Origin of the sequence: Sphingomonas sp. KR3-1, assembly GCF_040049295.1 — a bacterium.
GTDB lineage: Bacteria > Pseudomonadota > Alphaproteobacteria > Sphingomonadales > Sphingomonadaceae > Sphingomonas.
Window position 1 is genome coordinate 2,451,768 of record NZ_JBDZDQ010000001.1, and the last position, 25,182, is coordinate 2,476,949.

Sequence of the window (25,182 nt, forward strand, 5' to 3'; positions counted from 1 at the left end):
ATCGGCTTGGCGCAGTGTGAGGCGTGCCATAGGCAAGCGGGGGGAACGGGGAACGGCATGTCTAAGAGCTATATGGCGCTGACGTTGGTAATCGTCATCTCCGTAGGGATGATCCTTGTCCTGCATTTCCTGCAGCCGCATGTCGAGCCTACGACCCTTGGCTTCCTGCTCGCTTTCGCCGGCGTCGCGACATTCGCCGGCAAGTTTGCCATCGCAGATCTGCTCTCCAATGACGGGTTCGATGACGAGAAGGCGGCGGTGGATCTGGCGTTCACTCTCGCAACGGCACTTTTTGGGTTGGCAGCCGTGCAAAGCTATGACCGCGAGCACGTTCTTTTTCCAAGCGTCGTTGCGATGGTAGATGGCGATATGGCGAGGGCAACGGCGGGCCGCGCGATTGCCCTGATGTGGGGAGCTTTTGCGCTTTCCGCGATCCTTTTCGTCGGCAGCCTCTCGATTGCCCGTCGACTGCGTCGCTTGCGGTTCCAAGCCAAGGGGGTGGGTGGGGAACCGAATGCCGGCCATTGGCTTTCCAGATTGGCAATCCAGCTAGCCTTCACGGTCAGCTATGGTTTGTATTTTATTACCGTCCTATATAAGGCCTAGCTATGCTCGCGGCTTTCCTCTTCGTCGTCTTTGCGACACTGGGCGCGGTCCTGCTGAGCGACTGGTTGCGGCATCGCGACAACAGCATCGTGAGCGGATTTTCCGAAGCGCTTATGTCTTTTGGCACTGGACGGTCAGAAGCGCCCGCTTACGGGTTTAAGGCACGACACATGTTGCTGGCCAGATTTCTGGTTGAGCAGCCAGCGCGTATTGCCCTCAGGGCCAGTGCCGCTGCATTAGGTCTAGGCGCGGTCGTGAGTGGAGTGGTCATGATCATCAAGCGCATTGCGCTGTGAGGCGGCTTTGCTGATATTCGCGCTTCTATTGCTCCAGACTGCCCCTGCCGCCCAGACCACCGCGTGCAAGGCGACCGATGCCAGCCTGCCCACCGGTCTGCTCGGCTGGGTGAAGCCCGGTGACGAATTCGTGCCCGGCAAGGCGGTCGAGCTCGACACGATCGACGGCGCCGCGCTCAAGGGCCTGCCCGCCGGCGCCAAGCCCGGCAAGGCGGCGACGATCGGCTTCAAGGTCGAGACCGCGGGCATCTACGGCGTCGCGCTCGACCAGGGCGGCTGGATCGACCTGCTGCCCGGCACCGAGGGCGGCACCGCGCTCGAATCGGTCAAGCACGGCCACGGCCCCGATTGCTCGACGATCCGCAAGATCGTGCGCTTCGATCTGAAGCCGGGCGTCTACCGCCTCTATGTCTCGGGGCTCTCGACGCCCAAGGTGAAGGCGATGCTCGTCGCGGGAGAATGAAGCTTGGTTTACGAGCGCAAGAAGACCAACGCCCAGATTGCGAGTAGACCGAAGCCAATAATTGCCGCCTGACTCAGCCAGAACGCGACTGTTCCTATCGGCCTGTAGCTGAACATCTGGCTCTTTATGCCGGCTTCCAGATACGCCTCCGAATGTTCGTCTGGATTGTAATATACCTCAACAATACGCCCTTTTGGATATTCACCCCACTTACCGCTCAACGACGTACGGTATCCAGCAGCGAAACATTCCTACCGAGATATTTAATGACGCCGATATTGTAGGAATATCGTATTTTGGAAGAGTCGGATCGTCCCGTATGGGCGAATCCGTCCGACTTTTCGCTGACGGTTATTATGCCTTGCGCTCTTGGCCATTTCTCCGTCTCGACCGCCATTCTGCGGGCCTTCCAGCGTTGCATTACGTAAAGCACACAGCCAGAAGCTGATACGATACCTACCAATTCTTTCAGCATCGACACATTCCTAAAACGATAATCCCAATGTCTGCCATTGGGACTGATGATCGACAATCAATGTAGTTCGAGAGGCCGCTAAAATCGGTCCAATCCCGAGCGCAGGCAAGAATAGGTGTCAGTCGCCGGTGCTTTGGAAGCATAAGGATGGCAACTACTTGCGACGATTGTGGAACACAAGTAGAACGATCTCGTGACACTCCAAGGGGGATGGCGATGATTCTCGCGGCATTGGCACTCGGGATGGCGGCGCAGGACCGCTGCACCGCGCTCGACACGAAGCTGCCGCGCCCGCTCGCCGGTTGGACGCGCGACGGCAAGGGGCTCGATACCGGCCATGCCGTCACGCTGCCGGCGCAGAAGGGCAGCGTCGAGACGCGGGTGACGATCCGCAAGGCGGGCACCTTTGGAATCGCGGTCGACCAGGATGGCTGGATCGATGCGTTCCCCGCGAACGGCCGCAGCGCGCTGCGCATGGCCTCGGAAAGCAAGGGGCCGCGCTGCTCGACGATCCACAAGATCCTCTACTACCGGATGCGCCCGGGCACCTATCGCGTCACGGTGAATCGGCTTAAGGGCGGTCGCGCAAAGCTCATGCTCACGCACGACTAAAGGGATTCCGATGAAGTTCTTCGCCGACACCGCCGACACTGCCGACATCCGCGATCTCGCCGCCACCGGCCTGCTCGACGGCGTCACCACCAACCCGTCGCTGATCCACAAGGCAGGCCGCGACTTCCTCGAGGTGGTCAAGGAGATCTGCGAGATCGTCCCCGGCATGCCGGTCTCGGCCGAAGTCGTCGCGCTCGATTTCGAGGGCATGATGCGCGAGGCGGAGATCGTCCGGAAGGTGGCGGAGAATGTCGCGGTCAAGGTGCCGCTGACGATCGACGGCCTCAAGGCGTGCAAGGCGCTGACCAGCGACGGCACGATGGTCAATGTCACTTTGTGCTTCTCGGCCAACCAGGCGCTGCTCGCCGCCAAGGCCGGCGCGACCTTCATCTCGCCGTTCGTCGGCCGGCATGACGATATCGGCTATCCGGGCATGGAGCTGATCGCCGACATCCGCCTGATCTACGACAATTACGACTTCGCCACCGAGATCCTGGTCGCCAGCGTCCGCAACCCGATCCACGTGCTCGAGGCCGCCAAGATCGGCGCCGACGTGATGACCGCTCCGCCGGCGGTGATCCGCCAGTTGGTCCAGCACCCGCTGACCGATTCGGGCATCGCGTCGTTCATGGCCGACTGGGCCAAGACCGGGCAGAAGATCGGCTGATCTCCAAATTCCTCCCCCCAGCTGCTGGGGGGAGGGGGACCGCTCGCGTAGCGAGTGGTGGAGGGGCTGCCGCGGTAACGCGGCAGCGTCCCGCCGCGCCCCTCCACCACCGGCTTCGCCGGCGGCCCCCTCCCCGAGACAAGCTCGGGGAGGAATTGTATGCTTCCCCCATGACCACCCCCGCCCTCCCGCTCCTCTACGCGCAGCATCTCGCGCGCGACCGGCGGCGCTCGGCGCATACCGTCCGCGCCTATGGCGCCACCGCCGAGCGGCTGGTTGCCTTCCTCCAGGGCCATTGGGGCGGCGCGGTCACTAGCGACACGCTCGCCGCCATCTCCGCCGCCGACCTGCGCGCCTATCTCGCGCATCGCCGCAGCGAAGGCCTGTCCAACGCCTCCGCCGCGCGCGAGCTCTCCGCGGTGCGCGGCTTCCTCAAGTTCGCGGTCGGCGACGAGGCCGAGCTCCCGCGCCTCAAGGGCCCGCGCGTCAAGAAGGGCGTGCCGCGCCCGATCGCGCCGCACGAAGTGGTAGCGTTGGCCGAGACCGTTTCCGAAGATGCGCGCGAGCCCTGGATCGCCGCGCGCGACTGGGCGGTGCTCCTCCTTCTCTACGGCGCCGGCCTGCGCATCGGCGAGGCGGTCGGCCTTACCGGCGCGGCCCTCCCGCTCGGCGAGGCGATGCGCGTCACCGGCAAGCGCGACAAGACGCGGATCGTACCGCTGCTCCCCCAGGTCCGCGCCGCGATCGAGGCCTATGCCGCGGCCTGCCCCTATGGCGTGTCGCGCGATGCGCCGCTGTTCCGCGGTGCCAAGGGTGGGCCGCTGCCGCCCGGGGTGATCCGCAAGTCGGTCCAGGCCGCGCGCACCACGCTCGGCCTGTCCGATCGCACCACCCCGCATGCGCTGCGCCACAGCTTCGCCACGCATCTGCTCGGCCGCGGCGCCGATCTGCGCGCGCTGCAGGAGCTGCTCGGCCATGCCAGCCTGAGCTCGACCCAGATCTACACCGCGGTCGACGCCGCGCATCTGCTCGACGTGTACCGCAACGCGCACCCGCGCGCCTGATTTGAACCGGATACAGCGGCGCGACGATCCGCTAGGGTCGCGCGATGCACTATGATTTCGCCGCCGACATCGCCGCCGTGCAACGCATCCCCGAGGTCGAGGCGATCCTTGCCGATGTCTGCCGGCTGACCGGCATGGGCTTCTCCGCGGTCGCGCGGGTCACCGCCGATCGCTGGATCGCCTGCCAGGTGCTCGACCAGATCGAGTTTGGGCTGCATCCGGGCGACGAGCTCAAGGTCCAGACGACGATCTGCGACGAGATCCGCGCGAGCCGGCAGGGCGTCTATATCGATCACGTCGCCGCCGATCAGGCCTGGTGCACGCACCACACGCCGGCGCTCTATGGGTTCGAGAGCTACATCTCCTGGCCGATCCTGCGCGCCGAGGGCTTTTTCGGCACGCTCTGCGCGATCGATCCGGCGCCGAGCCGCGTGCCGCTCGCGACGCTGGTCCCGCAGATCGAGGACTATGCCCAGCAGATCGCTGCCGAGCTCGACCGGCTCAGTCTCGCGGCTTCCAGGTAAGGATCCGCCACAGCCACACCAGGACGACCAGCCCGACCAGCGCGAACACCATCGGCGCCACCCAATGGTCGATATCGGCGATCGTCGCGCCCAGCGCATAGCCCAGCCCGACCAGGATCAGGTTCCAGATCGCGCTGCCCGCCGTCGTATAGCCGACGAAGCGCCAGAACGGCATGTGCATCAGCCCGGCGGGGATCGAGATCACCGTGCGGCCCACCGGCATGAAGCGGAAGATCAGCACGGTCGGCCCGCCCCAGCGGTCGAAATAGGTCTTGAGCTTCTCGATCTCGTGCCAGTCGATCGTCAGCCAGCGGCCCCAGCGATCGACCATCGGCTTGAGGCGCTTGTAGCCGAGCCGCCGGCCCACCTCCCACCAGAACAGGTTGCCGACCACGGTGCCCGCGGTGCCGGCGAGCACCAGCAGGGTGAAGTCCATCTGCCCGCGCGCCACGGCGATGCCGGCCACGCTCATGATCGCTTCGGAAGGGATCGGGGGGATCACATTCTCGAGCACCATCAACAGGAAGATGCCCCAATAGCCCCAGGCGATGATGTCCCACATCAGGTCGAACTATCGTGCCTCAGGCCGCGACCTGGCAGTTCCCCGGCGAAAGCCGGGGCCCAGCATCGAGCCGATTGGTGAGGCGCGGAAGCCTCTCGAAAGACGGTGCGACCGGGCCCCGGCTTTCGCCGGGGAACGGCGAGCGCGATTTCTCCATCCCCGTCAGCCCCGTTCGGCGACGCGGCGTTCGATCGCCTGCCAGATCAGCGCGCCGGTGTCGGTGCCGTTGAACCGGTCGATCGCGACGATGCCGGTGGGCGAGGTCACGTTGATCTCGGTCAGCCACTCGCCGCCGATCACGTCGATGCCGACGAACAGCAGCCCGCGCTTCTTGAGCTCGGGCCCCAGCACGTCGCAGATCTCCTGCTCGCGCGCCGTCAGCTCGGTCTTGGCCGCGCTGCCGCCCACCGCCAGGTTCGAGCGGATCTCGCCTTCGCCGGGGATGCGGTTGATCGCGCCCGCCACTTCGCCGTCGACCAGCACGATGCGCTTGTCGCCCGCCGCGACGCTGGGCAGGAACGCCTGCACCATGTGCGGTTCGCGCCAGGCGGTGTTGAACACTTCGATCAGCGCCGACAGGTTGGCGCCGTCGCTGCCCACCTTGAAGATCGCCTTGCCGCCATTGCCGTGCAGCGGCTTGATGACGACCTCGCCGTGCACCGCCAGGAAGGCGCGCGCCTCCTCCAGGCTGCGCGTCACCAGCGTCGGCGGCATGAACTGCGGATAATCGAGGACGAACACCTTCTCCGGCGCGTTGCGCACGCTGGCGGGATCGTTGACCACCAGCGTCCGGTCCGCGATCCGCTCGAGCAGGTGCGTCGCGGTGATATAGCCCAGGTCGAACGGCGGATCCTGGCGCATCAGCACCACATCGGCTTCCTCGCCCAGGTCGAGCTGCACCGGCGCCTCGAAGCGGAAATGGTCGCCGACCACGCGCTGCACCGTCACCGGATGTGCCCTGGCCCAGACGCGCCCGGCCGAATAGTTCAAATCCTCGGCGGCATAGTGGTACAGCTTGTGCCCGCGCGCCTGGGCCGAGAGCATCAGCGCGAAGGTCGAATCGCCGGCGATATTGATCGCGTCGAGCGGGTCCATCTGCACGGCAACGGTCAGCGACATCGCAACTCCTTCGGGAAACGCTTTAGGTGACTTATCTGACTAAGTCACCCCATCCAGGCGTTCTCGATATGGCGAGGGAGCGTCTTCGGGGCAATGAGGATCACGTCGACGCGGATATCGTCGCCCGGCCCGGCATAGCGCGGCATCAGATATTCCGCCGCGGCCGCCACGCGGGCCAGGCGATGTTCGTCGATCGCCCAGTCGAGATCGGCGGCGGTGGCGCGGGTCTTCACTTCGACGAACGCCACCAGATTGCCGCGGCGCACCACGATGTCGACTTCGCCGGCGGGCGTGCGCACGCGGGAATCGAGGATCTTCCAGCCCTTGAGCCACAGCCACCACGCCGCCCGGCGCTCGCCTTCGCGGCCACGCGTTTCCGCAGCGCGGCGATCCGTTGGTCTCCTGCCTCTCACGACTCGCACCTGTGGATAACTTTGGTTACCATGGCCACACCGAGTCGCACCAAAGCGGATCATGCGTGCTTCCGGGGGGTCGCATAAATGGAATCCAACGAACGCTATTATCGGCGTCGCGCCGCACAGGAACTGGCAGCCGCAAAGCGCGCCATGACCGAAGCCGCGGTCGTGCGCCGTCGCCAGCTCGCCGAGACCTATCTCAAGCGCCTCGCCGAGCTGACCGGCGCGGACGAGATGCGCGTGCTCGAGCAGGAATACGCCTGATCCTTTCCTGGCGACGCAGGTAGCTGTTCCCCGGCGAAAGCCGGGGCCCGGGGTTTCTTTCCGCGTCGCTTGTGCCCCTGGACCCCGGCGTTCGCCGGGGAACGGGAGCGCCATCCTGCTTGCAATGTAGGATTTCACCTGCTGCCGTCGGCAGGTCATGCGCCACACCCAGCTCTGTAGGAAAAATCGAGCCCTGCTTCCGCAGGCGGGTCGCGCGGTGCGGCGCGCCTCCGGGAACGCAGGGGAAATCGGCATGCGCGGCACCCGGCCTCGCGCGCACGCGCGTGAATGTCGCGGCCTTTGTGACTTTCCGCGCCGCGACTCGGGCGCCGCTGTTGGATCAGCCCTTCATTTCCATCGCCCGCGCATAGAGCGCCTTGCGGTCGAGCCCGAGCTTCTTCGCCACTTCGCCCGCCGCCTTGCTCGCCGGCAGCCGGGTCAGCGCTTCGGCGAGCGCGGCATCGGCATCGTCGGCGCTGGCCGGCTCGGGCGCGCCCGGCGGCGCCACCACCACCACGATCTCGCCCTTGGGCGGCGCATCGGCGTAGCGCTCGGCGAGTTGGCTGAGCGATCCCGTCACGCATTCCTCGAACTTCTTGCTGATCTCGCGCGCCACCGCCGCCTCGCGGTCGCCCAGCCCCTCGGCCAGCGCGGCGAGGCAGGCGGCGAGCCGCGGCCCCGATTCGTAGAGCACCAGCGTGGCGCGCACGCCGGCGATCTCGGCGATCGATTCGGCGCGGGCATGGAGCTTGGAAGGCAGGAAGCCGAGGAACAGGAAGCGGTCGGTCGGCAATCCGGCCAGCGTCAGCGCAGCGATCGCCGCGCAGGGGCCGGGGATCGTCGTCACCGTATGGCCGGCGGCGCGGGCGTCGCGCACCAGCTTGAAGCCGGGGTCGGAGATCAGCGGCGTGCCCGCGTCGGAGACGAGCGCGATCACTTCGCTGCCCATCCGCGCGACCAATCCGGGGCGCACCGCATCGGCATTGTGATCGTGATAGGGCGTCATCCTGCCCTTGGCGCCGAGGTGGCGGAACAGGCCGGCTGTCACACGGCTGTCCTCAACCGCAACCACATCGGCGCCCAGGAGTATCTCACTGGCGCGCGGCGACAGGTCACCGAGATTGCCGATCGGGGTGGCGACGATATAGAGGCCGGGCGTAAGAACGATGTCCATCGGGGAGAGTAAATGGCAGACGCGACCGTGAATCCGCAACGGGGCATCCTGCGCTGGGCCGCTTTAGGCCTTGCCGCACTCCTCGCCGCCTGCGCCAGCGGGCCCCGGGTCATCCCCGAAACCCGGCCCGCGCCGACGGTGGAGGTGCCGCGCGAGCGGCCGGTGACGCGCCCGATCGCGCCGGGCCTGCCCCAGGATGTCGAGCGCCACCGCGTCGCGCTGCTCGTGCCGCTCACCGGGCCGAACGCCGGCGTCGGCAAGTCGCTCGCCAATGCGACGCAGCTCGCCGTGCTCGACACCAAGTCGGACGTGCTGCGGATCACCACCTATGACACTGCCGGCGGCGCCGCCAATGCCGCGCGCCAGGCGATCGCGGACGGCAACCGGCTGATCCTCGGCCCGCTGCTGGCCGAGGAAGTGCGCGAAGTGGTGCCGATCGCCCGCGCCGCGCGCGTGCCGGTGCTCAGCTTCTCCAACGATACCAGCGTCGCCGGCAACGGCGCCTATCTGCTCGGCTATTCGCCGGCCCAGTCGATCGAGCGCGTGGTCGATTATGCCAAGGCGCAGGGCGTCACCGATTTCGCCGGGCTGATGGTCTCGGGCGTCTATGGCGAGCGCGCCTCCACCGCGTTCCTGCGCGCGGTCGAGGATCATGGCGGCAAGGTGCTGGCGATGGAAACCTATGACGGCCGCCCGGGCTCGATGACCAGCGCGATCACCAAGCTGTCGCGCACGCCCTATCAGGCGATCCTGATCGCCGGCTCGGGGTCGAGCGGCGTCGCCGCGGCGCCGGTCATCCGCAAGTCCGCCGGCGGCAAGAGCGCGCGCATCCTCGGCACCGAGCTGTGGAACGCTGATTCGGCGATCGGCGCCAATGCGGTGCTGAACGGTGCCTGGTTCGCCAGCGTGCCCGACAATTACTACCGCACCTATGCCACAAAATACCGTGCCCGCTTCGGCGCGGCGCCGTACCGGCTGTCGACGCTCGGCTATGATGCGGTGCTGCTCACCGTGCGCATCGCCCGCGACTGGCGCCCGGGGGACCTGTTCCCGGCAGCGCGGCTGACCGCGCCCGACGGGTTCGGCGGCCTCGACGGCGCCTTCCGCTTCGGCCGCGACGGCATCGCCGAGCGCGCGCTCGAGGTGCAGGAAGTCAAGGCGGGCACGACGGTGACGGTCTCGCCGGCGCCGACCGGGTTCGGGAACTGAGATCATTCCTCCCCCGGAGGGGAGGGGGACCAGCAAAGCTGGTGGAGGGGGCTTTCCACGAGCGATATCGCCTGTGGTAGTCCCTCTCCACCACCGGCTTCGCCGGCGGTCCCCCTCTCCCTCCGGAAGAGGATTTTAGGTAACGACCAGTTCCCGCAGGATAGCTTCGAGTACGGGCATTCCCGTGTCGGTAACGACAAGACGAGACCCGGCCCGCTGCACCAGCCCCTGCGCCGCCATCGTCGCCAGCGTCTGCAGGTTCAGCGGCGCGTCGGGGATGCGGGCCAGGTCGACGCCCTCGGCCAGGCGCAGCCCCATCAGCAGCGCCTCGACGCCACGGTCCTGCGGGGCAAGGCCGTCCTCGCGCTCGATGCCGTGGCCGTTGCGCTCGATCGCGGCCAGCCAGTTCTCGGGCTTCTTGCGGCGCAGCGTGGCGACGCCGCCGCGCCGGCCGTGCGCGCCGGGCCCGACGCCGGCATAGTCGCCATAGCGCCAATAGGTCAGGTTGTGCCGGCTCTCGGCGCCCGGCCGGGCATGGTTGGAGATCTCATAGGCCGGCAGCCCGGCCGCGGCGGTGATCGCCCGCGTCGCCTCGAACAGGTCGGCGGCCTCGTCGGGATCGAAGGCGGCAAGCTCGCCCTTCTCGAACAGGGTGGCGAAGCGGGTGCCGGGCTCGATGGTCAGCTGGTAGAGCGACAGATGCTCGGTGCCGAAGGAGAGCGCGCGGCGCAGCTCGGCTTCCCAGGCCGCCAAGGTCTGCTCGGGCCGGGCATAGATCAGGTCGAAGCTCACCCGTTCGAACGCCCGCTGCGCCGTCGCCAGCGCCGCCAGCCCTTCGTCGACGCCGTGCGCCCGGCCGAGGAAGCGCAGCGCTTCGTCGTCGAGCGCCTGCAGCCCCAGCGAGACTCGGTTCACTCCGGCCGCGGCGATATCGGCGAAGCGCGCGGCCTCTACCGAGCTGGGATTGGCCTCGAGCGTGATCTCGATGCCGGGCTCGAAGCCCCAATGCCGCTCTGCCGCGGCGATCACCGCCGCCACCGTCTCGGGCGGCATCAGCGAGGGCGTGCCGCCGCCGAAGAAGATCGAGCCGAGCTTGCGCCCCGGCAGCGCCGCGGCCTCATGGGCCAGGTCCGCCAGCATCGCCGAGCGCCACGCCGCCTGGTCGACGCTTTCGCGGACATGGCTGTTGAAGTCGCAATAGGGGCATTTCGACACGCAGAACGGCCAGTGCACATACAGTGCGAGCGGGGAGGTTTCGGTGGTCATGCGCTTCGAAAGGGGAGGGGCGGCGAAATCGCGCCCGTCTGCGGCCCGCCTCTAGGCCGGGCCGCAGGATTTTACCAGCGCCGCCTCGGGTCGCTAGCGCCGGATCGAGAGCAGGTCATAGGTCATGCTGCCCAGCACCCCGTGCTTGGGATAGGTGGCGATGCACACGCGGTTGCTCTGGTTGCCGCCGAGCACGCGGATCGCATTGTCGCCGACCATCTCGACGAAGAAGGCGACATGGCCGCCCTCGTCCCCGCCGGTGCGCCGGCGCCAGACGACGATGTCGCCCGGCCGGGGATCGCTGGTCACGTCATGCCCCCAGCCGCTGTCGTGCCAGCTGCGCGCCCATTTGCTGTCGGTGCCGCGCATGCCCGCCTGCTCGACGCAGTAGTTGACGAAGGACGAGCACCAGGCGGTCTCGTCGGGTGCGGCACCGTCGCTGGTCGTGCTGTGGTAGAGCACGATCCGCGGATTGTTCTGCGGCCCGGCAACCTCGCGGACGTCGCGGGCCAGCTCGGCCTGGGCGATCGCATAGGGCGTCACCGGCTGCGGCTGCGCCGGGGTTGGCGCCGGGGCCGGCAGCGGCAGCCCGCCCGATACGGGCTTCAGGAATTCGCGCGCCATGAAGCCGTCGGCGATCCCGTCGCCATTGACGTCGACCTGGAGCCAGCCGCCCTCCACCCCAAGTCCATGAACGAGCGTGCCGAGCGGCAGCGCGCGCTGCGCCGTGAAATTCTCGCCGGCGCCGTCGCGCAGGTTGAGGCCGCGCCGGGCGATGATCTCGAACACGGCCACGGGCGCGCTCGCCACCCGGGCCGGGGGCGCTTCCTCGGCGACGGGCGCGCCGCCGAACTCGCCGAAATCGGCGAAGCTCGGGTTGAACAAATTGCCGTCATAGTCGAACCGGCCGAAGGTCGATTGCTGCTCCTGGAACTTCTGGAACAGCGTCCATTGCTGCGAGGCGAGGAATGCCTTGGAGCCGGTCCAGCCCATCGACGCCGGCAGCCAGAACAGCTCGGCCAGCCCCTTGGCCTTCAGCCGCGCGCAGACCGCGCCCGAGCCATAGACGCCGATCCGGTAGCGCCCGCCGATCGTGGCGCGCACTTCGCCGAAATAGCGCTCGATCTGGTCGAGCTCGGCGGTCTTGGCGAAGTCGTTGTCGACGCCGAAATAGATGCCCGATCCCTCCGGCTGGTCGATCGAGGCGGCGAGCGCCAGCGCGCGGGTGGCGTCGCGGGTGCCCTTGGTGGCGGCGAAATCGTCGATGAAGCCGCCCGCGCCGCCGCGCTGCTGGAACACCACCGCGAGCTTGAGGCCGGCGGCGATCAGCTTGCCATGTTCCTTCGGCGTCAGGCATTTTGACGGGAAGGTCGTCGAGTTCTTGTTGTTGTAATAGCGCATCACGGTGCGCACGCCCTCCTGGAAGAGCCGCTCCGCAAAGTCGCCGACGTCGTACGGCGTATCGATGATTTCGTTCATGGGATGCTCCTCCGGCGATGGTCGTCAAATCGAGCGTTCCAGCCGATAGTCCGGGGGCCGGCCCGCAAATCCAATCGGTGTTTTCCCTGTGCGGTCGATCTCTTCAGAGCTCGCGGATGATCCTTGGGGCGTCGGGAAGCAGCGCCAGGTCGCATTCGAGCTGCAGGTCATGCTCGGGCAGCACCGCGCCCACGGTGAAGCCGCCCCAGACCGTCAGCGAGATCGCGGCGCGCCGGCCGGCGAATACCGCGGAGATGATCTGGCGGTCGAAAGTGGGGTGGAGGTGGAAATCAACCCGGTCCGAATAGCTGGGCGGCACGCTGTCGTCGGCCACCACCGCCAGCGTCACGCGGACCCAATTGGGGCTGCGCGTCTCCTCGAACCGCGCCTCGAGGCTGTAGCCGCCGCGGCTGGCCTGCCCGCCGAACTGTCCCTTGTTCGGGTCGCTGGTCGCCACGGCCTGCAACATGAGGGAGGGCTCTGCCGATTTGCCGACCGGCCGCGGCTCCGGGCCGATGCTCAGCCGCCCGAGCGAAAGCTGGCCTTCGAAGGCGATCAGGTTGTGGCGGCGCTCGAGCCGCCCGCCGGTTTTCGCATAGGGTTCGATGACCTTGTGCTTGGCGAGGTCGCGGTCGCGGCTGGCCCAGGAGAAGGTCGCGCCGAAGCCGCGCTGCAGCGGAATGTCGCGCCGCCAGCGCGCGAGCAGCGTGGTCGCTTCCTTGGTGAGATGCTCGCCAAGCGCCGCATAGGCGGCGAGGCCCTGGAGCAGTTCGCCGGCGAGCTGATTGGTGTAGCTGTAATAGGGCGCGCCGAGTGCCAGCGCCTGGCTCAGCGCCTCCAGCGCATCGCGCGCCGCCGCGGCGCGTTCGGCGTCGTTTGCGCCTGCGCGGGTCATGATTGCCCGCGCCCGGATCACATTCGCATCATAGGTCCAGCTGAACCGGTCATAGACCGCCGTCGCGACGTCGCCGATCGATCCGAAATTGTCGGGGAAGCGGATCGCCAGCAGCGCGATGAGGATCGCGGCCCAGGGATCCGCGCTGTCGGCGACCACATAGCGATCGAGGCCGCCCTGGGCACGGATCTGGTCGGCCACCGCCTGCGCGATCTCGGGGGTGCCGGCATCCAGCGCGCGGTAGAGGCCGCGCAGCTCGGGATCGGTCGGGGTGATCTGGAGCGCCACGTCGCTGGTCGTCAGCGCCGAGACGGTGACCGCGATCGTGGTGCCGCCGCGATAGAGCGGCAGGAACAGCCGCTCGAGCCGCACCTTCTCCAGCGCGAGCGACAGGCGGGTGCGGCACGGCAGGTCGCGCGCCGGTGCGTTGTCGTCGGTCACGCTCAGATTGACCGTCGTCCCGGAGATTTCCATCGCCACCTGGCCCGCAAAGGGGCGCCAGGATTCGCTGCCGGGCGTCCGCTCGCGCGCCAGGCCGACGGTGAGCCGCTTGCGCAGCGCCGCCGCGGGTGCGGCGGGGTTGAGCGGCTCGATCGAGATGCGCTCGGCATTGGCCTCGGCCCAGGGCTGGTGGCCCTTCAGGCTGTCCTGCGTCAGTGCCTCTACCGCGGCGCCGACATCGACGACGCCGGAAAAGGCGACTTCGCTGCCGCCCGCGGCGAGCGTCGAGAAATTGGGCGACGAGACCGTGTTCGCCACGCCCGGCTGCACTTCGAAGACGAAGGTGCGCGGGCGCGGGCCGGCGGGGGCGATCTGCACCGTGTAGATGCCGGGCTTGGCATTTGCCTGCTCGAAGACTCGGTCCTGCGCGGTTGCCACCCACTGGGTGACGACTTCGCCGTCATGCTCGATCCGGACGGTGCCGACCGAAAGGTCCTCGGGCGCGCGGAAGGTGAGGCTGGTGCTCATGCGACGGTTATCCGCTCGTCGAAACAGGGCATGTTGGGCACGAAGATCGCCTGATATTGGCCGACGCCGTCCTGGGCGACCGCATAGTGCGGCACCAGGCTGGCGGGCACCCAGGCGAGCCAGTCATTGCCGTCGCCCTTGTCGCGCTGGTCAACGCAGGGCGGAGTGAAGGTGGCATTGTTGAAGATGCGCAGGTCGTAATTCGCCATCGTCGTCTGCGGGGCGGTGCGCACCACGACCGGCAGCGTCGGATTGGGCGAATAGACGATCGGGAACACTTCGTTGGGCGAGATCGCATGCGCCGGCTCGAACGGCTCGCCGCGCCAATCTGGGCGCAGGCCGCGCTGGAGCAGCTTGATGTCGTCGAACAGCGCGCTCGGATAGACCACCCAGCGCTGGTCGCGCCACCGGGCGAGCGCGCCGTCCAGCCCCCGGGCGAGCATCTGGGTGAAGCGGCCGAGCTTGATCAGCCGGTTGTCGCTGAGCGAGCCTTCATAGGCGAGCATCGTGTCGGTCGCGGCGCACATCAGCGACACCTTCTCGCGGCCGGTGTCGTCGAACGGATCATAGGGCGCGTTGAACCGCGAGAGGTCCTGATTGTCGCTGAGCGTGAAGGTCGGGCGGAACTCGCGGCAGGTATCGGAGAAGAAGAAGGCCGCGCGGATATCGCCCAATTGCTTGAACGAGGCGGCGGTGCTGCCGATATTGTGGTGCGCCCAGGGGTTCACCGCGCTGAGATTGAGGTCCTCGAGGAAGATCACCGGCTGGGTGGAGAGCCCGGCGCCGTGCCCGCAGGCGTAGAAGAGCGCGACATCGCCCGGCCGCGCCTTCAGCCGCGCCAGCCAGGCTGCTCCGGCCGCCTGCACGTTCACCGATGTCGCGCCGTCGACCACCTGGGGATTGCGCCAGACATAGCGCAATGGGGCGACCGGCTGGGCCGGATCGGACAGCAGCATCTCGATCGAGGCGAGCGGTGCGGCGAGCTTGTCCTGGTTGTCGATCAGCCAGTCGCACATGAACTTCGCGCTGTCCGCGGCGCTCGGCAGGTCCTTGGTCGTCCGCAGCTCGGCCTTGGCGCCCTGGCCCGGCTTGGCGTGCGGATAATTGCCCACGCCGATGATGAAGGCATGGGTCATCGGCCCCTGGATCGGCGGACGGGAGAAGATCTGCGTCATCGCCTCAGATCAGTCCGAGCGCATGCAGCCGCGCCCGCGTTCGCGCATAGAATTGCGGCCGCTTGAAATAGGTGGTGTGCGCCGAGGCGAGCCCGGTGACCGAATCGAACACCAGGTCCTGCGCGTCGAGGAACCGCGGGTCGGCGCGAAAGGCGAGCGGGTCGATCGGATCGAACACGTTGAACCAGGTGCCGACACAGGCCGGGCCGGGCGCGGGGCCGGCGGCGGGATGCGGGAAGTCGAACAGGCCCAGCGCATCGAACAGTCCGGGCTGCGACCCCACGGTGATCAGCGCGTCGATCCTGAAGTCCGATGGCAGGCCGGCCGCGGCGGGATCGAACAGCATGTCGGTGAGGATCACGCCGCCCAGGCTGTGCCCGATCACGACCAGCGGGCCGCCGGCAGCCTTCGCATCGAGCAGCGCCTGGCGGATCGTCGCCTGGATCCGGCTGCGGCTTTCATCCTGCTTCAGGTAGACGAAGACGTCGCCGAGGAACTTGGCGATCGCCGGGCTCAGCTCGTCGCGCACCGCGTTGAACACCAGGCCCGAGACGCCGTTGCGCAGCCGATCGGCGATCGCGCCCACCGCAGCCTTCATCCGCCCGCCCAGGCTGTAGCTCGCCGGCGCATCCTGCTCGAGGTGCATCACCAGCGCATCGTCCAGATCGGTGGCGGGCAGTGCCGCGCTGCCCCAGCTGTCCGCCGCCGCCTTGAACAGCGCCACGTCATTGTCGTCCAGCGGGCGCTCTGCCGCGTCCGCCTGCTCGATCATCGCGGCATAGATGCCGTCGGTGACGGCGGCGCCATTCTCCTGGGCGAAGGCGGACACCATGCTGCCGGCGGTGAGGGCGGCGAGCGCCTGGGGCGACCGCGCGTTCGAGCCAAAGGTGCCGACCCCGTTGGCGCCGGCGAACACGCGCTCGTCGCCGGGCGGGACGATGTCGCCCCAGAGCGGCGAGCGGATCTCGACCTGGCTGCCCGCGAACAGCACGTCGCGGAAGAGCCGGTCGCGATTGGCGGTTTCAACGGCATAGGCGGGCCCCGAGCGAGTCGCGACGCCGTGCACGAACACCAGCTGCACCATCCGTTCCCCCTGTTGCCGGATGCCTGACGCGGTTCAGTAACAATCGCTGGATAGGCTTTAAACCAGGGTGGCGCAATTGCCGGGCTATGGCCGGGCAAAGAATAGAACCAATATAGACCAAATAGACCTGCGCGGCGCTGTTGTGGCATTGCGCAGAACATAGGACGCTGTCTTGCTCGGAGACTCGCGCTGCGATGGGCTTCGCTTGTTGCGTCTGCTTCAGATCGGTGGGGAGGAAAAAATGGCGCAGTTTCATGTGCTCGGCGGCGAATTGATTGCCAAGGGCCGCCTGCTCGAACAGGCTTCGGAGATCGATGCGCTGGGGTCGGGCGGCGCCGTGACGCTGCCCTCGGGCCGCACGGTGACGCTGCAGGACGTCGCCGAGGTGGCGCCCGACCGGGCTTATGGCGGCGAGGAAGCGGAAGCGACGGCGCTCACCACCCAGTTCACCCCGATCGGCCCGAACAAGCCGCTCACCGTGCTGATCACCTATGTCTATCCTGGCAAATATCCCAAGGGCGGGCTGTTCGGCGGGCCCAAGGACATGGCGGTCGTCTCCGGCGTGAAGGATTATTCGGTGTTCGCCGCCTCGGCGCGCGCGCTCAACATGCTCAAGCAGGGCGTGACGAAGCGCGAGGGGTTCAGTGGCCCGGCGGCATTCGAGCAGGGCACTGCGCTCGTCGCCTACCAGCCGGCGGTGGTCACCGATTCGCAGACGATCACGATCGAGGGCGCGTTCGACAATTTCCCCGACGAGCTCGTCAACAAGGTCGGCGATGCGATCAACAGCGCCGCCGGTATCCCGCTGTTCCTGCCCTGGGCCGGCTATATGCTGGCGGCCGGCGCACTCACCAAGCTCGCCGGCGGGCTCGCCGATGCGCTGTTCGACGGCAAGCCGGCCTTCTCGTTCGACGAGACGCTGGACTTCAACATCCCCGGCACCGCGCTGCCGACCGCGGATTTCCGCGTGCTGGCGAACAACAGCTTCAATCCCACCGGCTATCATTTCGATCGCAAGCGCGGGCTGCTCGATGCCAATGGCAATGCCTATGCCGGGGACGAGCCCTATGTTGTGGTGAGCCTGGACGGCGCCGAGCGCCCCAAGCTCGCCGATTTCGCGCCGACGGTGGCGAGCGCGGCGGTGCTCAAGCGCTTCTTCAACATGCGCGACGGGGCGAACGCTTCGATCGACGCGATCGTCGACGGGCTCAAGCTGCTGTCGGATTCCAAATACCGGTTCGAGGCGGACGACCTGCAGCGCAAGATCGCCGCGATGGCGGACGGCGCGGACAAGACCGCGCTGGCCGCGCGCCGCGCCGCGATCCTCAAGAACATCGGCAACGATCTGCTGAAGCCCCAGGGCTGAGCGGGCTGGGGCTGGCCGGGCGGCGCGGGCGGGAGGCTGGAGCGGGTAGCGGGAATCGAACCCGCGTATTCAGCTTGGAAGGCTGCTGCACTACCATTGTGCTATACCCGCGAGCCGCCGGCCAAGTGCCACAGGGAACGCCCGACGGTCAACCTGCTGTCGTCGTGCCCGCGCAAGCTTCGTCGCTGAAGCAGTCGACCTCGATCTCGACCAGCCATTCGGGGTCGATGAAGCGAGTCACCGCCATGGTCGTGCAGGCCGGGCGGATGTCGCCGAAGAACTCGCCATGCGCGCGGGCGGCTTCTTCCCAGCGCGCAATGTCGGTGAGGATCAGGCGGGTGCGCACCGCGTCCTCGATCCGGCCGCCCGCCGCCTCGATCGCCCGGGCGGCAATCGTCAGGCAGGTCCGGGTCTGTTCGTAGACATTGCCGGGATGCGCGGTCTTGCCGTCCGGGCCGATCGGCGCGGTCCCGGCCACGGCGAGGAACGGGCCGACGCGGACGGCGCGCGAGAAGCCGATGATCGGCTCCATCGGCGAACCCGAGGATGCGTGCTGGCGGCTCATTTGCCGGTGAAGCTCGGCTTGCGCTTCTGGAGGAAGGCCATGCCGCCCTCCATCGAATCCGCGGTGCCGCGGGCGGCGCGCTGGTGGTCGGCCTCCATCGCCAGCGTCTCCTCGAGCGTCGATTCGAGCGCCTGGGCCAGCCCCTGGCGGATCATGCCGAGCGCCTGGGTCGGCCCGGCGGCGAGCCGCGTGGCGAGCGCCAGCGCCTCATGCTCCAGCTGCTCGTCGGAGACGACGCTGTGCACCAGCCCCCAGTCGCGTGCCTTCACCGCGGGCAGCTTCTCGCCGAGCATCATCATCTCGAGCGCGCGCGAGCGGCCGACCAGCCGCGGCAGCAGCCAGGTCGCGCCGCCGTCGGGCACCAGCCCGATATTGACGAAGGCCTGGAGGAAATAGCCATTGTCGCTCGCCACGCAGAAATCGGCGGCGAGCGCCAGGCTGCAGCCGATGCCGGCCGCCGGGCCGCGCACCGCGCTCACCACCGGCACGCCAAGGCGCGCGACGGCGAGGATGCCGGGGTTGTAGTGATCGCTGAGCGCAGCGTGGGTGGCCTCGCCCGGATTGGCCGAGGCCAGCGCGCCGCTCGCCACGTCGGCGCCCGAGCAGAAGGCGCGGCCGGCGCCCTGGAGCAGCACCGCGCGAGCACCGTCGAGGTTGCCCAGCGCATCGCGAATCTCGTCGAACATCGCCGGCGGCGCGGCATTGAGGCGATCGGGCCGGTTGAGCGTGATCACCAGCACGTCGCCGGCCCGCTCGGTCAGGATCGTCTCGTACGCCATGCATCCAGCTCCCGTTTCGCTTCGCAACCGATAGCGAGGCGGGGGGAGGGGGGGAAGGGTGGGTGAGATTCCGCTAGGGCAGAGGCGGTTATGATGAGCTCGCTCCCCAGCAAAAGCCGGGGGCCAGGGTTTCTCCGCCGAATCGCGGGCGCTTCCGGGCGACAATCAATCCTCTCCCGGAGGGAGAGGGGGACCGCCGCCGAAGGCGGTGGTGGAGAGGGAACGCCACGGGCGATATCGCTCGCGGCAAGCCCCCTCCACCAGCTTCGCTGGTCCCCCTCCCCCTCCGGGGGAGGATTGGATACGATATATAGCCTTGTCCTAAGGCGCAGGCGTAACCGCCTGCGGCCCCGACGGCGTCTCCGTCAGCAGCGAATCGCCGCCCAGCGTGCGATAGAGCGTCACCAGGTTGGTCGCCTCGATCAGCCGCGTGTTCACCAGCCCGCGCTGGGCCGAATAATAGGAACGCTGCGCGACCAGGCTCGCCAGGAAATTGTCGATGCCGCCGCGGTACCGCGCCTCGGCCAGCCGGTAATTGTCCTGCGCGGCGGCCAGGTTGGTCGTATCGGCCTTCAGCTGGTCCTCGATCGTGCCGCGGCGCGCCAGCGCATCGGCGACTTCGCGAAAGGCGGTCTGGATCGACTTCTCATAGCCGGCGAGCGCGGCATCGCGCTGCGCCTCGCTCAGCTGCACGCCGGCGCGGCCGGCACCGGCGTTGAAGATCGAATAGCTGCCGCTGGCGCCGCCCGACCAGTGGAAGCCGTTGCCCGAGAACAGCCCGGTCAGCGCGTTGCTGGCAAAGCCGAGCAGCCCGGTGAGCGAGATGCGCGGGAACAGGGCGGCGCGCGCCGCGCCGATCTCGGCATTGGCGGCGCGCAGCTGATATTCGGCCTGCACCACGTCCGGACGGCGCAGCAGCACGCCCGAATCGACGCCGGCGGGCAGCTCGGTGACGGTGGGTGCGGCTTCCTCGATCGCCGGGGAGAGCAGGGCGGGGTCGATCTCGGCGCCGACGAGCAGGCGCAGCGCGTTGATGTCCTGCGCCACCGCGGTCTTCTGCGCGGCGACGTCGGACTGGGCGCTGGCGAGCACCTGTTGTGCCTGGGCGAGATCGGTGCGCGGGGCGATGCCGCCCTGCAGCCGCCGGTCGGTCAGCGCCACCGCGCGCTCGGCATTGCCGGCGGTGTCCTGCGCGATCTTGAGCAGGCTCGTGTCGGCGGCGTGGTTGAGCCAGGCCTCGGCGATGTCGCCGATCAGCGCCAGGCGCGTCGCGCGCGCGGCGGCCTCGGTCGCGAACCAGTTGTTCTGCTCGGCGCGGGTGAGCGAGGCGACGCGGCCGAACAGGTCGAGCTCGAACGCCGGAATGCTCAGATTGCCGGAGAAGCTGGTCTGCCGGTTGTCGCCTTCCGCCTTGCTGACGGTGGCGCCGACGCCGGCATCGAGGCCGGGCAGGCGGTCGGCGCGCTGGATGCGATATTGCGCGCGCGCCGCGGCGATGTTGGCGGCGGCGATGCGCAGGTCGCGATTGTTGGCGAGCGCCTGTTCGATCAGCTTCTGGAGCCGCGGATCCTTGAAGATGTCCTGATAGGTGACCGTGGGCAGCGCCGCCTCATTGGCCTTGAGGTACGCGTCGCCCACCGGCCAGCTCGGCGGCACCGGCGCCGCCGGCATCGCCAGCTTGGGATCCATCGAGCAGCCGGCGAGCGCCGTGCCGAGGAGCAGGGTCAGAACGATGCGCTTCATGCCTGCGCCTCCCGCTTGCGCGCCCGATGCTCGCGATAGGCCTTGATCGAATCGCGCACGCCGCGGCGGACGAGCACGAAGAACAGCGGGATGTAGAACACCGCCAGGATCAGCGCGGTCAGCATGCCGCCGATCACCGCGGTGCCGATCGCGATGCGGCTGTTCGCGCCGGCGCCGGTCGAGATCGCCAGCGGCATCACGCCGAAGATGAAGGCCAGGCTGGTCATCACGATTGGGCGGAAGCGGATGCGGGCGGCTTCCATCGCGGCGTCGATCACGCGCTTGCCTTCCTTCTCGGCCCGCTCGGCGAACTCGATCATCAGGATCGCGTTCTTCACCGCCAGGCCCATCGTGGTGAGCAGGCCGATCTGCAGGTAGACGTCGTTCTGCAGGCCGCGCAGCGTCACCGCGAAGATCGCGCCGATCAGGCCGAGCGGGATGACGAGCATCGCCGCTACCGGGATCGACCAGCTCTCATAGAGCGCCGCGAGGCAGAGGAACACGACGATCAGCGAGATGCCGTAGAGCAAGGGCGCCTGGCCGCCGGCGAGCCGCTCCTGATAGGAGAGGCCGGCCCAGGCGACGCTGGTGCCCGGGATCTCGGCGGCGAGCGCCTCGATCCGCTTCATCGCATCGCCCGAGCTCTTGCCCGGCGCCGGCTGGCCCTGGAACTCGAAGCTGGGGATGCCCTGGAAGCGCGACATGGTGGTCGGCGCGGTCGACCAGCTCGTCGAGGCGAAGGAGGAGAAGGGCGTCATCGTGCCGGTGCTCGAGCGGACGAACCAGGCATTGATGCTGTCCGGCGAATCGCGGAACTGCGAATCGCCCTGGACATAGACGCGCTTCACGCGGCCGCGGTCGATGAAGTCGTTGACATAGGTGCCGCCCCAGGCGGTCGACAGCGTCGAGTTGACGTTCGACTGGGTGAGGCCGAGCGCGGCGAGCTTCTCCTGGTCCATGTTGACCTTGAGCGTCGACACGTCGGGCAGGTCGGACAGGCGGACGTTCGCGAGATCCGGATCGGCATTGGCGGCGGCGAGCAGCTTGTCGCGCGCGGCGACGAAGTCCTCGCGGCTCATGCTGCTGCTGTTGAGCAGCTCCATCGTGAAGCCGTTCGACTGGCCGAGGCCGCGGATCGCGGCGGGGACGAGCGCGAAGACCTGCGCGTCGCGGAAGTTGCGGAAGGCGCCCGATGCGCGCTGGACGATCGCGTCGGCGGCATTCTTGCTGCCCGGGCGATCCTTCCACGGCGCGAAGTTCATGAAGCCCTGGCCGGTGTTCTGGCCGCTGGCGCCACCACCGCCGCCGCCGCCGGTGACGCTGAACATCGTCGAGACGTTCTTGCCTTCCTGGCCCTGGAAATACTTCTCCACCGCGAGCTGCACTTCCTGGGTGCGCGCCTGGGTCGCGCCGGCGGGCAGGCGCCACTGGACCTGTGCGGCGCCCTGGTCCTCGGTCGGCAGGAAGCCGGTGGGCAGGCGGTAGAACATCAGCACCAGCAGGCCGCAGACGAGCAGGTAGATCAGCAGGAAGATGAACTTGCGGTCGACGACATAGGTGATCGTGCCGGTGTATTTCTCGATCGTCCAGTTGAAGCCCTTGTTGAACTTCTCCGAGCCGGTGTGGAAGGCGCGGCCGAGCCACGGCAGGCGGCGGCCCATCCAGCTGTCCTCCAGCGCGCCCTCGTCCTTCTTGCGCTTGAGCACCGTGGCGGTCAGCGCCGGGCTCAGGATCAGCGCGACGAGCACCGACAGGATCATCGCCGAGACGATCGTCACCGAGAACTGGCGGTAGATCACGCCGGTCGATCCGCCGAAGAACGCCATCGGCAGGAACACCGCCGAGAGCACGAGCGCGATCGCGACCAGCGCGATCTGGATCTGGTCCATCGACTTGATCGTCGCCTCGCGCGGTGTGATGTCGGGATCCTCCTCCATCAGCCGCTCGACATTCTCGACGACGACGATCGCGTCGTCGACGAGCAGGCCGATCACCAGCACCAGGCCGAACAGGGTGAGCGTGTTGATCGAATAGCCGAGCGCCGCGAACACCGCGAAGGTGCCGAGCAGCACCACCGGCACCGCGATCATCGGGACCAACGTCGCGCGCCAGCTCTGCAGGAACACGAACATCACGATGACGACGAGGATGATCGCCTCGACCAGCGTCTTCACCACTTCCTCGATCGAAAGCTTGATGAACTCGGTGGTGTCGTTGGCGTAGGCGTATTTGTAGCCCGGCGGGAAGGTCTTCGACAGGTCGGCGACCTTGGTCTTGATCAGGTCCGCGGTCTTGAGTGCGTCGGCGCCCGGCGCGGTGCTGATCGAGATGCCCGAGCCGGGATGGCCGTTGACGCGGGTGACGGCGTTGTAGCTCTCAGAGCCAAGCTCGACGCGCGCCACGTCCTTCAGCAGCACATGCGCGCCGCTGGTCTGCGTCTTGAGGATGATCTTGGCGAACTGGTCCGGCGTCTGCAGGCGCGACTGCGCCGTCACCGTCGCGTTGAGCATCTGGGTGTTCGGCATCGGCTGGCCGCCGATCTCGCCGGCCGCGATCTCGGTATTCTGGTTCTGGATCGCGGTGATCACGTCGCTCGGCATCAGCGAGTAGCTCGCCAGCCGCTCGGGGTTCAGCCAGATGCGCATCGCATAGGAGGCGCCGAACACGTTGATGTCGCCCACGCCCGGCAGGCGGGCGAGCGGATCCTGCAGGTTCGAGGTCAGCCAGTCGGAGACGTCGCGGTTGGTCGCCTTGTCGGTCTCGTCATAGACGCCGACGAGGAGCAGCGAATCCGGGTTCGACTTGGTGACGCGCACGCCCTGCTGCTGGACCTGCTGCGGCAGCCGCGACAGGCCCTGCTGGACCTGGTTCTGCACCTGGACCTGGGCGATGTCCGGATCGGTGCCCTTGTCGAAGGTCGCCGAGATCGTCACCTGCCCGCGCGAGCTCGACGAGGTGCTGAAATAGAGCAGCCCGTCGATGCCGGTCAGCTGCTGCTCGATCACCTGCGCGACCGAGTTCTGCACCGTCTCCGCCGAGGCACCGGGATAGGTGGCGCGGATGTTGACCTGGGGCGGCGCGATATCGGGATATTGCGCGATCGGCAGCGTGAAGATCGCGCCCAGGCCGAGCAGCATGGTGATGATCGCGATCACCCAGGCGAAGATCGGGCGATCGATGAAGATACGGGACATCTAGTTCAGCCGCCCTTCGACTTTGCAGCGCTGGTGCCTTCGCCCTTGCGCGGCGCCACGATCTTCTGCGGCGTGTCCGCCGGGACCGGCTTGATCACGGCGTTCGGCTTCAGATTGGCGATGCCCTGCGTGATCACCTTGTCGCCGGGGTTGAGCCCGGCGGTGACGACCCAGTTGGCGCCCATCGCGCGGTCCGCGGTGATGTCGCGGCGCACCGCCTTGTTGTCGGCGCCGACCACCCAGAGCTGGGCGTTGCCCTTGGCATCGCGCGACACCGCCTGTTGCGGCACCAGATAGGCGCGGGTGTCGATCGCCTGGGTGAATACCGAGCGGACGAACATGCCCGGCAGCAGGATGCCCTCGGGGTTGGGGAAGCTCGCCCTCAGCGTGACGGTGCCCGTGCTCTGGTCGACCATCACTTCGGAGAATTGCACCGTGCCGGTGGCGCCATAGTCGCTGCCGTCCTCGAGCTTGAGGCGCACGCTGGCGCTGCCCGGCGAGACGCCCTGCTGGGCGAGCGAGCGGCGCAGCGCGAGCAGCTCGGTGCTCGATTGCTGGATGTCGACATAGATCGGGTCGAGCCGCTGGATCACCGCGAGCGGATCGGCCTGGTTGGTCGTCACCAGCGCGCCTTCAGTGAACAGCGAGCGCCCGATGCGGCCGGTGATCGGCGCGGGGACGCGGGTGAAGTTCAGGTTGATCCGCGCGGTGCGCAGCTGGGCGTTGGTCTGCGCGACCTGCGCGCGCGCCTGGCGGGCGGCGGCGGCGGCATCGGTATAGTCCTGCTTCGACACCGCCTCGGCCTCGGCGAGCGGCTTGTAGCGATCGGCCTTGATCCGCGCCGCCTCGGCATTGGCCTGGGCGTTCTGCAGGTTCGCCGACGCTTCGGACACGCTCGCCGAATAGAGGCTGGGGTCGATCTGGTAGAGCGTCTGCCCCTGGCGGACGATCGCGCCCTCGGTGAAGAAGCGCTTGCGGACGATCCCGGCCACCTGCGGGCGGACCTCGGAGGTCTGGTAGGCGTTCACGCGGCCGGTCAGCTCGGCGACCTCGGGCACTTCACCCGGCTGGACGACGACGAAGCCGACGGTGGGCGGGCCGCCTGCGCCCTTTTTCTGGGCGGTCTGACTGCCGCTCCCGCACGAGGCGAGGAGCAGGGTGGCGGAAAGCAAGGCAAAGGCAGGAAGGCGGGGGCCGCCAGCAGTGATTCGGTGCA

Annotated in this window: 25 protein-coding genes and 1 tRNA gene; 10 read left to right on the forward strand and 16 right to left on the reverse strand. The window is 67.9% G+C overall.

The genetic code is table 11. The features are described from left to right. Window positions 1-57 precede the first annotated feature (57 nt). From ABLE38_RS12080 to ABLE38_RS12090, 3 genes are read left to right on the forward strand one after another with little or no spacing between them, the layout of a single operon-like run. Window positions 58-606, forward strand: a complete 549-nt coding sequence (locus ABLE38_RS12080) for a hypothetical protein (protein WP_348974387.1) — start codon at window positions 58-60, stop codon at window positions 604-606. Window positions 607-608: 2 nt separating this feature from the next. After that, window positions 609-902, forward strand: coding sequence for a hypothetical protein (locus ABLE38_RS12085; protein WP_348974388.1), 294 nt, complete (start codon window positions 609-611; stop codon window positions 900-902). A 28-nt stretch (window positions 903-930) separates the two neighbouring features. After that, window positions 931-1,365: a hypothetical protein gene (locus tag ABLE38_RS12090; RefSeq protein WP_348974389.1), complete on the forward strand. Its 435-nt coding sequence runs from the start codon at window positions 931-933 to the stop codon at window positions 1,363-1,365. A gap of 217 nt (window positions 1,366-1,582) precedes the next feature. Here ABLE38_RS12090 and ABLE38_RS12095 read toward each other — a convergent pair whose 3' ends face one another. Then, window positions 1,583-1,840 carry a hypothetical protein gene (locus ABLE38_RS12095; protein WP_348974390.1) on the reverse strand — a complete coding sequence of 86 codons (258 nt, stop codon included), beginning with the start codon at window positions 1,838-1,840 and terminating at the stop codon, window positions 1,583-1,585. A 210-nt stretch (window positions 1,841-2,050) separates the two neighbouring features. Between ABLE38_RS12095 and ABLE38_RS12100 the strand changes: the two genes are divergently transcribed. The 4 genes from ABLE38_RS12100 to ABLE38_RS12115 all read left to right on the forward strand — a co-directional run bounded on the left by ABLE38_RS12100 (window position 2,051) and on the right by ABLE38_RS12115 (window position 4,707). After that, complete coding sequence (locus ABLE38_RS12100; protein ID WP_348974391.1) at window positions 2,051-2,452, forward strand: hypothetical protein; 402 nt, start codon at window positions 2,051-2,053, stop codon at window positions 2,450-2,452. A gap of 10 nt (window positions 2,453-2,462) precedes the next feature. Next, a complete protein-coding gene (gene fsa, locus ABLE38_RS12105) occupies window positions 2,463-3,119 on the forward strand; it encodes a fructose-6-phosphate aldolase (RefSeq protein ID WP_348974392.1) in 657 nt (218 codons plus the stop codon). A gap of 170 nt (window positions 3,120-3,289) precedes the next feature. Further along, window positions 3,290-4,183, forward strand: a complete 894-nt coding sequence (locus tag ABLE38_RS12110) for a tyrosine recombinase XerC (protein ID WP_348974393.1) — start codon at window positions 3,290-3,292, stop codon at window positions 4,181-4,183. 44 nt (window positions 4,184-4,227) lie between these two features. Next, complete coding sequence (locus tag ABLE38_RS12115) at window positions 4,228-4,707, forward strand: GAF domain-containing protein (protein ID WP_348974394.1); 480 nt, start codon at window positions 4,228-4,230, stop codon at window positions 4,705-4,707. On the opposite strand, the gene ABLE38_RS12120 is transcribed toward ABLE38_RS12115, so the two are convergent. The 3 genes from ABLE38_RS12120 to ABLE38_RS12130 form a co-directional block, all read right to left on the reverse strand. Continuing rightward, on the reverse strand, window positions 4,685-5,269 hold the full coding sequence (locus ABLE38_RS12120; RefSeq protein ID WP_348974395.1) for a DedA family protein: 585 nt from the start codon (window positions 5,267-5,269) through the stop codon (window positions 4,685-4,687). The genes ABLE38_RS12115 and ABLE38_RS12120 overlap by 23 nt on opposite strands. A gap of 162 nt (window positions 5,270-5,431) precedes the next feature. Next, complete coding sequence (gene gshB / locus ABLE38_RS12125) at window positions 5,432-6,388, reverse strand: glutathione synthase (RefSeq protein WP_348974396.1); 957 nt, start codon at window positions 6,386-6,388, stop codon at window positions 5,432-5,434. Between the two features lie 44 nt (window positions 6,389-6,432). Next, on the reverse strand, window positions 6,433-6,810 hold the full coding sequence (locus ABLE38_RS12130; RefSeq protein ID WP_348974397.1) for a YraN family protein: 378 nt from the start codon (window positions 6,808-6,810) through the stop codon (window positions 6,433-6,435). A gap of 78 nt (window positions 6,811-6,888) precedes the next feature. Between ABLE38_RS12130 and ABLE38_RS12135 the strand changes: the two genes are divergently transcribed. Next, entirely contained in the window at window positions 6,889-7,068 is a 180-nt protein-coding gene (locus ABLE38_RS12135) for a hypothetical protein (protein WP_348974398.1), read from the forward strand. Window positions 7,069-7,408: 340 nt separating this feature from the next. Here the strand turns inward: ABLE38_RS12135 and rsmI are convergent, their stop codons facing one another. Then, window positions 7,409-8,242: a 16S rRNA (cytidine(1402)-2'-O)-methyltransferase gene (rsmI, locus tag ABLE38_RS12140; protein WP_348974399.1), complete on the reverse strand. Its 834-nt coding sequence runs from the start codon at window positions 8,240-8,242 to the stop codon at window positions 7,409-7,411. A gap of 12 nt (window positions 8,243-8,254) precedes the next feature. On the opposite strand from rsmI, the gene ABLE38_RS12145 reads away from it, so the two are divergent. Continuing rightward, window positions 8,255-9,451 carry a penicillin-binding protein activator gene (locus tag ABLE38_RS12145; RefSeq protein WP_348974400.1) on the forward strand — a complete coding sequence of 399 codons (1,197 nt, stop codon included), beginning with the start codon at window positions 8,255-8,257 and terminating at the stop codon, window positions 9,449-9,451. Window positions 9,452-9,586: 135 nt separating this feature from the next. Here the strand turns inward: ABLE38_RS12145 and hemW are convergent, their stop codons facing one another. The 5 genes from hemW to ABLE38_RS12170 form a co-directional block, all read right to left on the reverse strand. Continuing rightward, window positions 9,587-10,717: a radical SAM family heme chaperone HemW gene (hemW, locus tag ABLE38_RS12150; RefSeq protein WP_348974401.1), complete on the reverse strand. Its 1,131-nt coding sequence runs from the start codon at window positions 10,715-10,717 to the stop codon at window positions 9,587-9,589. A 93-nt stretch (window positions 10,718-10,810) separates the two neighbouring features. Next, on the reverse strand, window positions 10,811-12,196 hold the full coding sequence (locus ABLE38_RS12155) for a TIGR02594 family protein (protein ID WP_348974402.1): 1,386 nt from the start codon (window positions 12,194-12,196) through the stop codon (window positions 10,811-10,813). A 103-nt stretch (window positions 12,197-12,299) separates the two neighbouring features. Then, window positions 12,300-14,060 carry a pYEATS domain-containing protein gene (locus ABLE38_RS12160; RefSeq protein ID WP_348974403.1) on the reverse strand — a complete coding sequence of 587 codons (1,761 nt, stop codon included), beginning with the start codon at window positions 14,058-14,060 and terminating at the stop codon, window positions 12,300-12,302. Next, window positions 14,057-15,235, reverse strand: coding sequence for a hypothetical protein (locus ABLE38_RS12165; RefSeq protein ID WP_348974404.1), 1,179 nt, complete (start codon window positions 15,233-15,235; stop codon window positions 14,057-14,059). The genes ABLE38_RS12160 and ABLE38_RS12165 overlap by 4 nt, the downstream gene beginning before the upstream one ends. A gap of 4 nt (window positions 15,236-15,239) precedes the next feature. Next, window positions 15,240-16,319, reverse strand: a complete 1,080-nt coding sequence (locus tag ABLE38_RS12170) for a hypothetical protein (protein ID WP_348974405.1) — start codon at window positions 16,317-16,319, stop codon at window positions 15,240-15,242. Window positions 16,320-16,560: 241 nt separating this feature from the next. Between ABLE38_RS12170 and ABLE38_RS12175 the strand changes: the two genes are divergently transcribed. After that, window positions 16,561-17,685, forward strand: coding sequence for a hypothetical protein (locus ABLE38_RS12175; RefSeq protein WP_348974406.1), 1,125 nt, complete (start codon window positions 16,561-16,563; stop codon window positions 17,683-17,685). A 37-nt stretch (window positions 17,686-17,722) separates the two neighbouring features. On the opposite strand, the gene ABLE38_RS12180 is transcribed toward ABLE38_RS12175, so the two are convergent. The 6 genes from ABLE38_RS12180 to ABLE38_RS12205 all read right to left on the reverse strand — a co-directional run bounded on the left by ABLE38_RS12180 (window position 17,723) and on the right by ABLE38_RS12205 (window position 25,123). Then, window positions 17,723-17,796, reverse strand: a tRNA-Gly gene (locus tag ABLE38_RS12180). A 37-nt stretch (window positions 17,797-17,833) separates the two neighbouring features. Next, window positions 17,834-18,250, reverse strand: a complete 417-nt coding sequence (locus ABLE38_RS12185) for a RidA family protein (RefSeq protein ID WP_348974407.1) — start codon at window positions 18,248-18,250, stop codon at window positions 17,834-17,836. Continuing rightward, on the reverse strand, window positions 18,247-19,029 hold the full coding sequence (locus ABLE38_RS12190) for an enoyl-CoA hydratase-related protein (RefSeq protein ID WP_348974408.1): 783 nt from the start codon (window positions 19,027-19,029) through the stop codon (window positions 18,247-18,249). Before ABLE38_RS12190 ends, ABLE38_RS12185 begins: the two co-directional genes overlap by 4 nt. Before the next feature lie 321 nt (window positions 19,030-19,350). Further along, entirely contained in the window at window positions 19,351-20,772 is a 1,422-nt protein-coding gene (locus ABLE38_RS12195; protein ID WP_348974409.1) for an efflux transporter outer membrane subunit, read from the reverse strand. Next, a complete protein-coding gene (locus tag ABLE38_RS12200) occupies window positions 20,769-23,966 on the reverse strand; it encodes an efflux RND transporter permease subunit (RefSeq protein ID WP_348974410.1) in 3,198 nt (1,065 codons plus the stop codon). Before ABLE38_RS12200 ends, ABLE38_RS12195 begins: the two co-directional genes overlap by 4 nt. Window positions 23,967-23,971: 5 nt before the next feature. Further along, complete coding sequence (locus ABLE38_RS12205; protein WP_348974503.1) at window positions 23,972-25,123, reverse strand: efflux RND transporter periplasmic adaptor subunit; 1,152 nt, start codon at window positions 25,121-25,123, stop codon at window positions 23,972-23,974. Window positions 25,124-25,182: the final 59 nt, after the last annotated feature.

Bases quoted from the DNA above. Each gene is read 5' to 3' on its own strand.
- ABLE38_RS12170 (WP_348974405.1), bottom strand. From the start codon at position 16,319: ATGGTGCAGCTGGTGTTCGTGCACGGCGTCGCGACTCGCTCGGGGCCC.
- ABLE38_RS12115 (WP_348974394.1), top strand. From the start codon at position 4,228: ATGCACTATGATTTCGCCGCCGACATCGCCGCCGTGCAACGCATCCCC.
- ABLE38_RS12145 (WP_348974400.1), top strand. From the start codon at position 8,255: ATGGCAGACGCGACCGTGAATCCGCAACGGGGCATCCTGCGCTGGGCC.
- ABLE38_RS12165 (WP_348974404.1), bottom strand. From the start codon at position 15,235: ATGACGCAGATCTTCTCCCGTCCGCCGATCCAGGGGCCGATGACCCAT.
- ABLE38_RS12085 (WP_348974388.1), top strand. From the start codon at position 609: ATGCTCGCGGCTTTCCTCTTCGTCGTCTTTGCGACACTGGGCGCGGTC.
- ABLE38_RS12135 (WP_348974398.1), top strand. From the start codon at position 6,889: ATGGAATCCAACGAACGCTATTATCGGCGTCGCGCCGCACAGGAACTG.
- ABLE38_RS12185 (WP_348974407.1), bottom strand. From the start codon at position 18,250: ATGAGCCGCCAGCACGCATCCTCGGGTTCGCCGATGGAGCCGATCATC.
- ABLE38_RS12200 (WP_348974410.1), bottom strand. From the start codon at position 23,966: ATGTCCCGTATCTTCATCGATCGCCCGATCTTCGCCTGGGTGATCGCG.
- rsmI (WP_348974399.1), bottom strand. From the start codon at position 8,242: ATGGACATCGTTCTTACGCCCGGCCTCTATATCGTCGCCACCCCGATC.
- fsa (WP_348974392.1), top strand. From the start codon at position 2,463: ATGAAGTTCTTCGCCGACACCGCCGACACTGCCGACATCCGCGATCTC.
- ABLE38_RS12155 (WP_348974402.1), bottom strand. From the start codon at position 12,196: ATGAACGAAATCATCGATACGCCGTACGACGTCGGCGACTTTGCGGAG.
- ABLE38_RS12100 (WP_348974391.1), top strand. From the start codon at position 2,051: ATGGCGATGATTCTCGCGGCATTGGCACTCGGGATGGCGGCGCAGGAC.
- ABLE38_RS12160 (WP_348974403.1), bottom strand. From the start codon at position 14,060: ATGAGCACCAGCCTCACCTTCCGCGCGCCCGAGGACCTTTCGGTCGGC.
- ABLE38_RS12175 (WP_348974406.1), top strand. From the start codon at position 16,561: ATGGCGCAGTTTCATGTGCTCGGCGGCGAATTGATTGCCAAGGGCCGC.
- ABLE38_RS12120 (WP_348974395.1), bottom strand. From the start codon at position 5,269: ATGTGGGACATCATCGCCTGGGGCTATTGGGGCATCTTCCTGTTGATG.
- hemW (WP_348974401.1), bottom strand. From the start codon at position 10,717: ATGACCACCGAAACCTCCCCGCTCGCACTGTATGTGCACTGGCCGTTC.
- ABLE38_RS12190 (WP_348974408.1), bottom strand. From the start codon at position 19,029: ATGGCGTACGAGACGATCCTGACCGAGCGGGCCGGCGACGTGCTGGTG.
- ABLE38_RS12095 (WP_348974390.1), bottom strand. From the start codon at position 1,840: ATGCTGAAAGAATTGGTAGGTATCGTATCAGCTTCTGGCTGTGTGCTT.
- ABLE38_RS12110 (WP_348974393.1), top strand. From the start codon at position 3,290: ATGACCACCCCCGCCCTCCCGCTCCTCTACGCGCAGCATCTCGCGCGC.
- ABLE38_RS12080 (WP_348974387.1), top strand. From the start codon at position 58: ATGTCTAAGAGCTATATGGCGCTGACGTTGGTAATCGTCATCTCCGTA.
- ABLE38_RS12195 (WP_348974409.1), bottom strand. From the start codon at position 20,772: ATGAAGCGCATCGTTCTGACCCTGCTCCTCGGCACGGCGCTCGCCGGC.
- gshB (WP_348974396.1), bottom strand. From the start codon at position 6,388: ATGTCGCTGACCGTTGCCGTGCAGATGGACCCGCTCGACGCGATCAAT.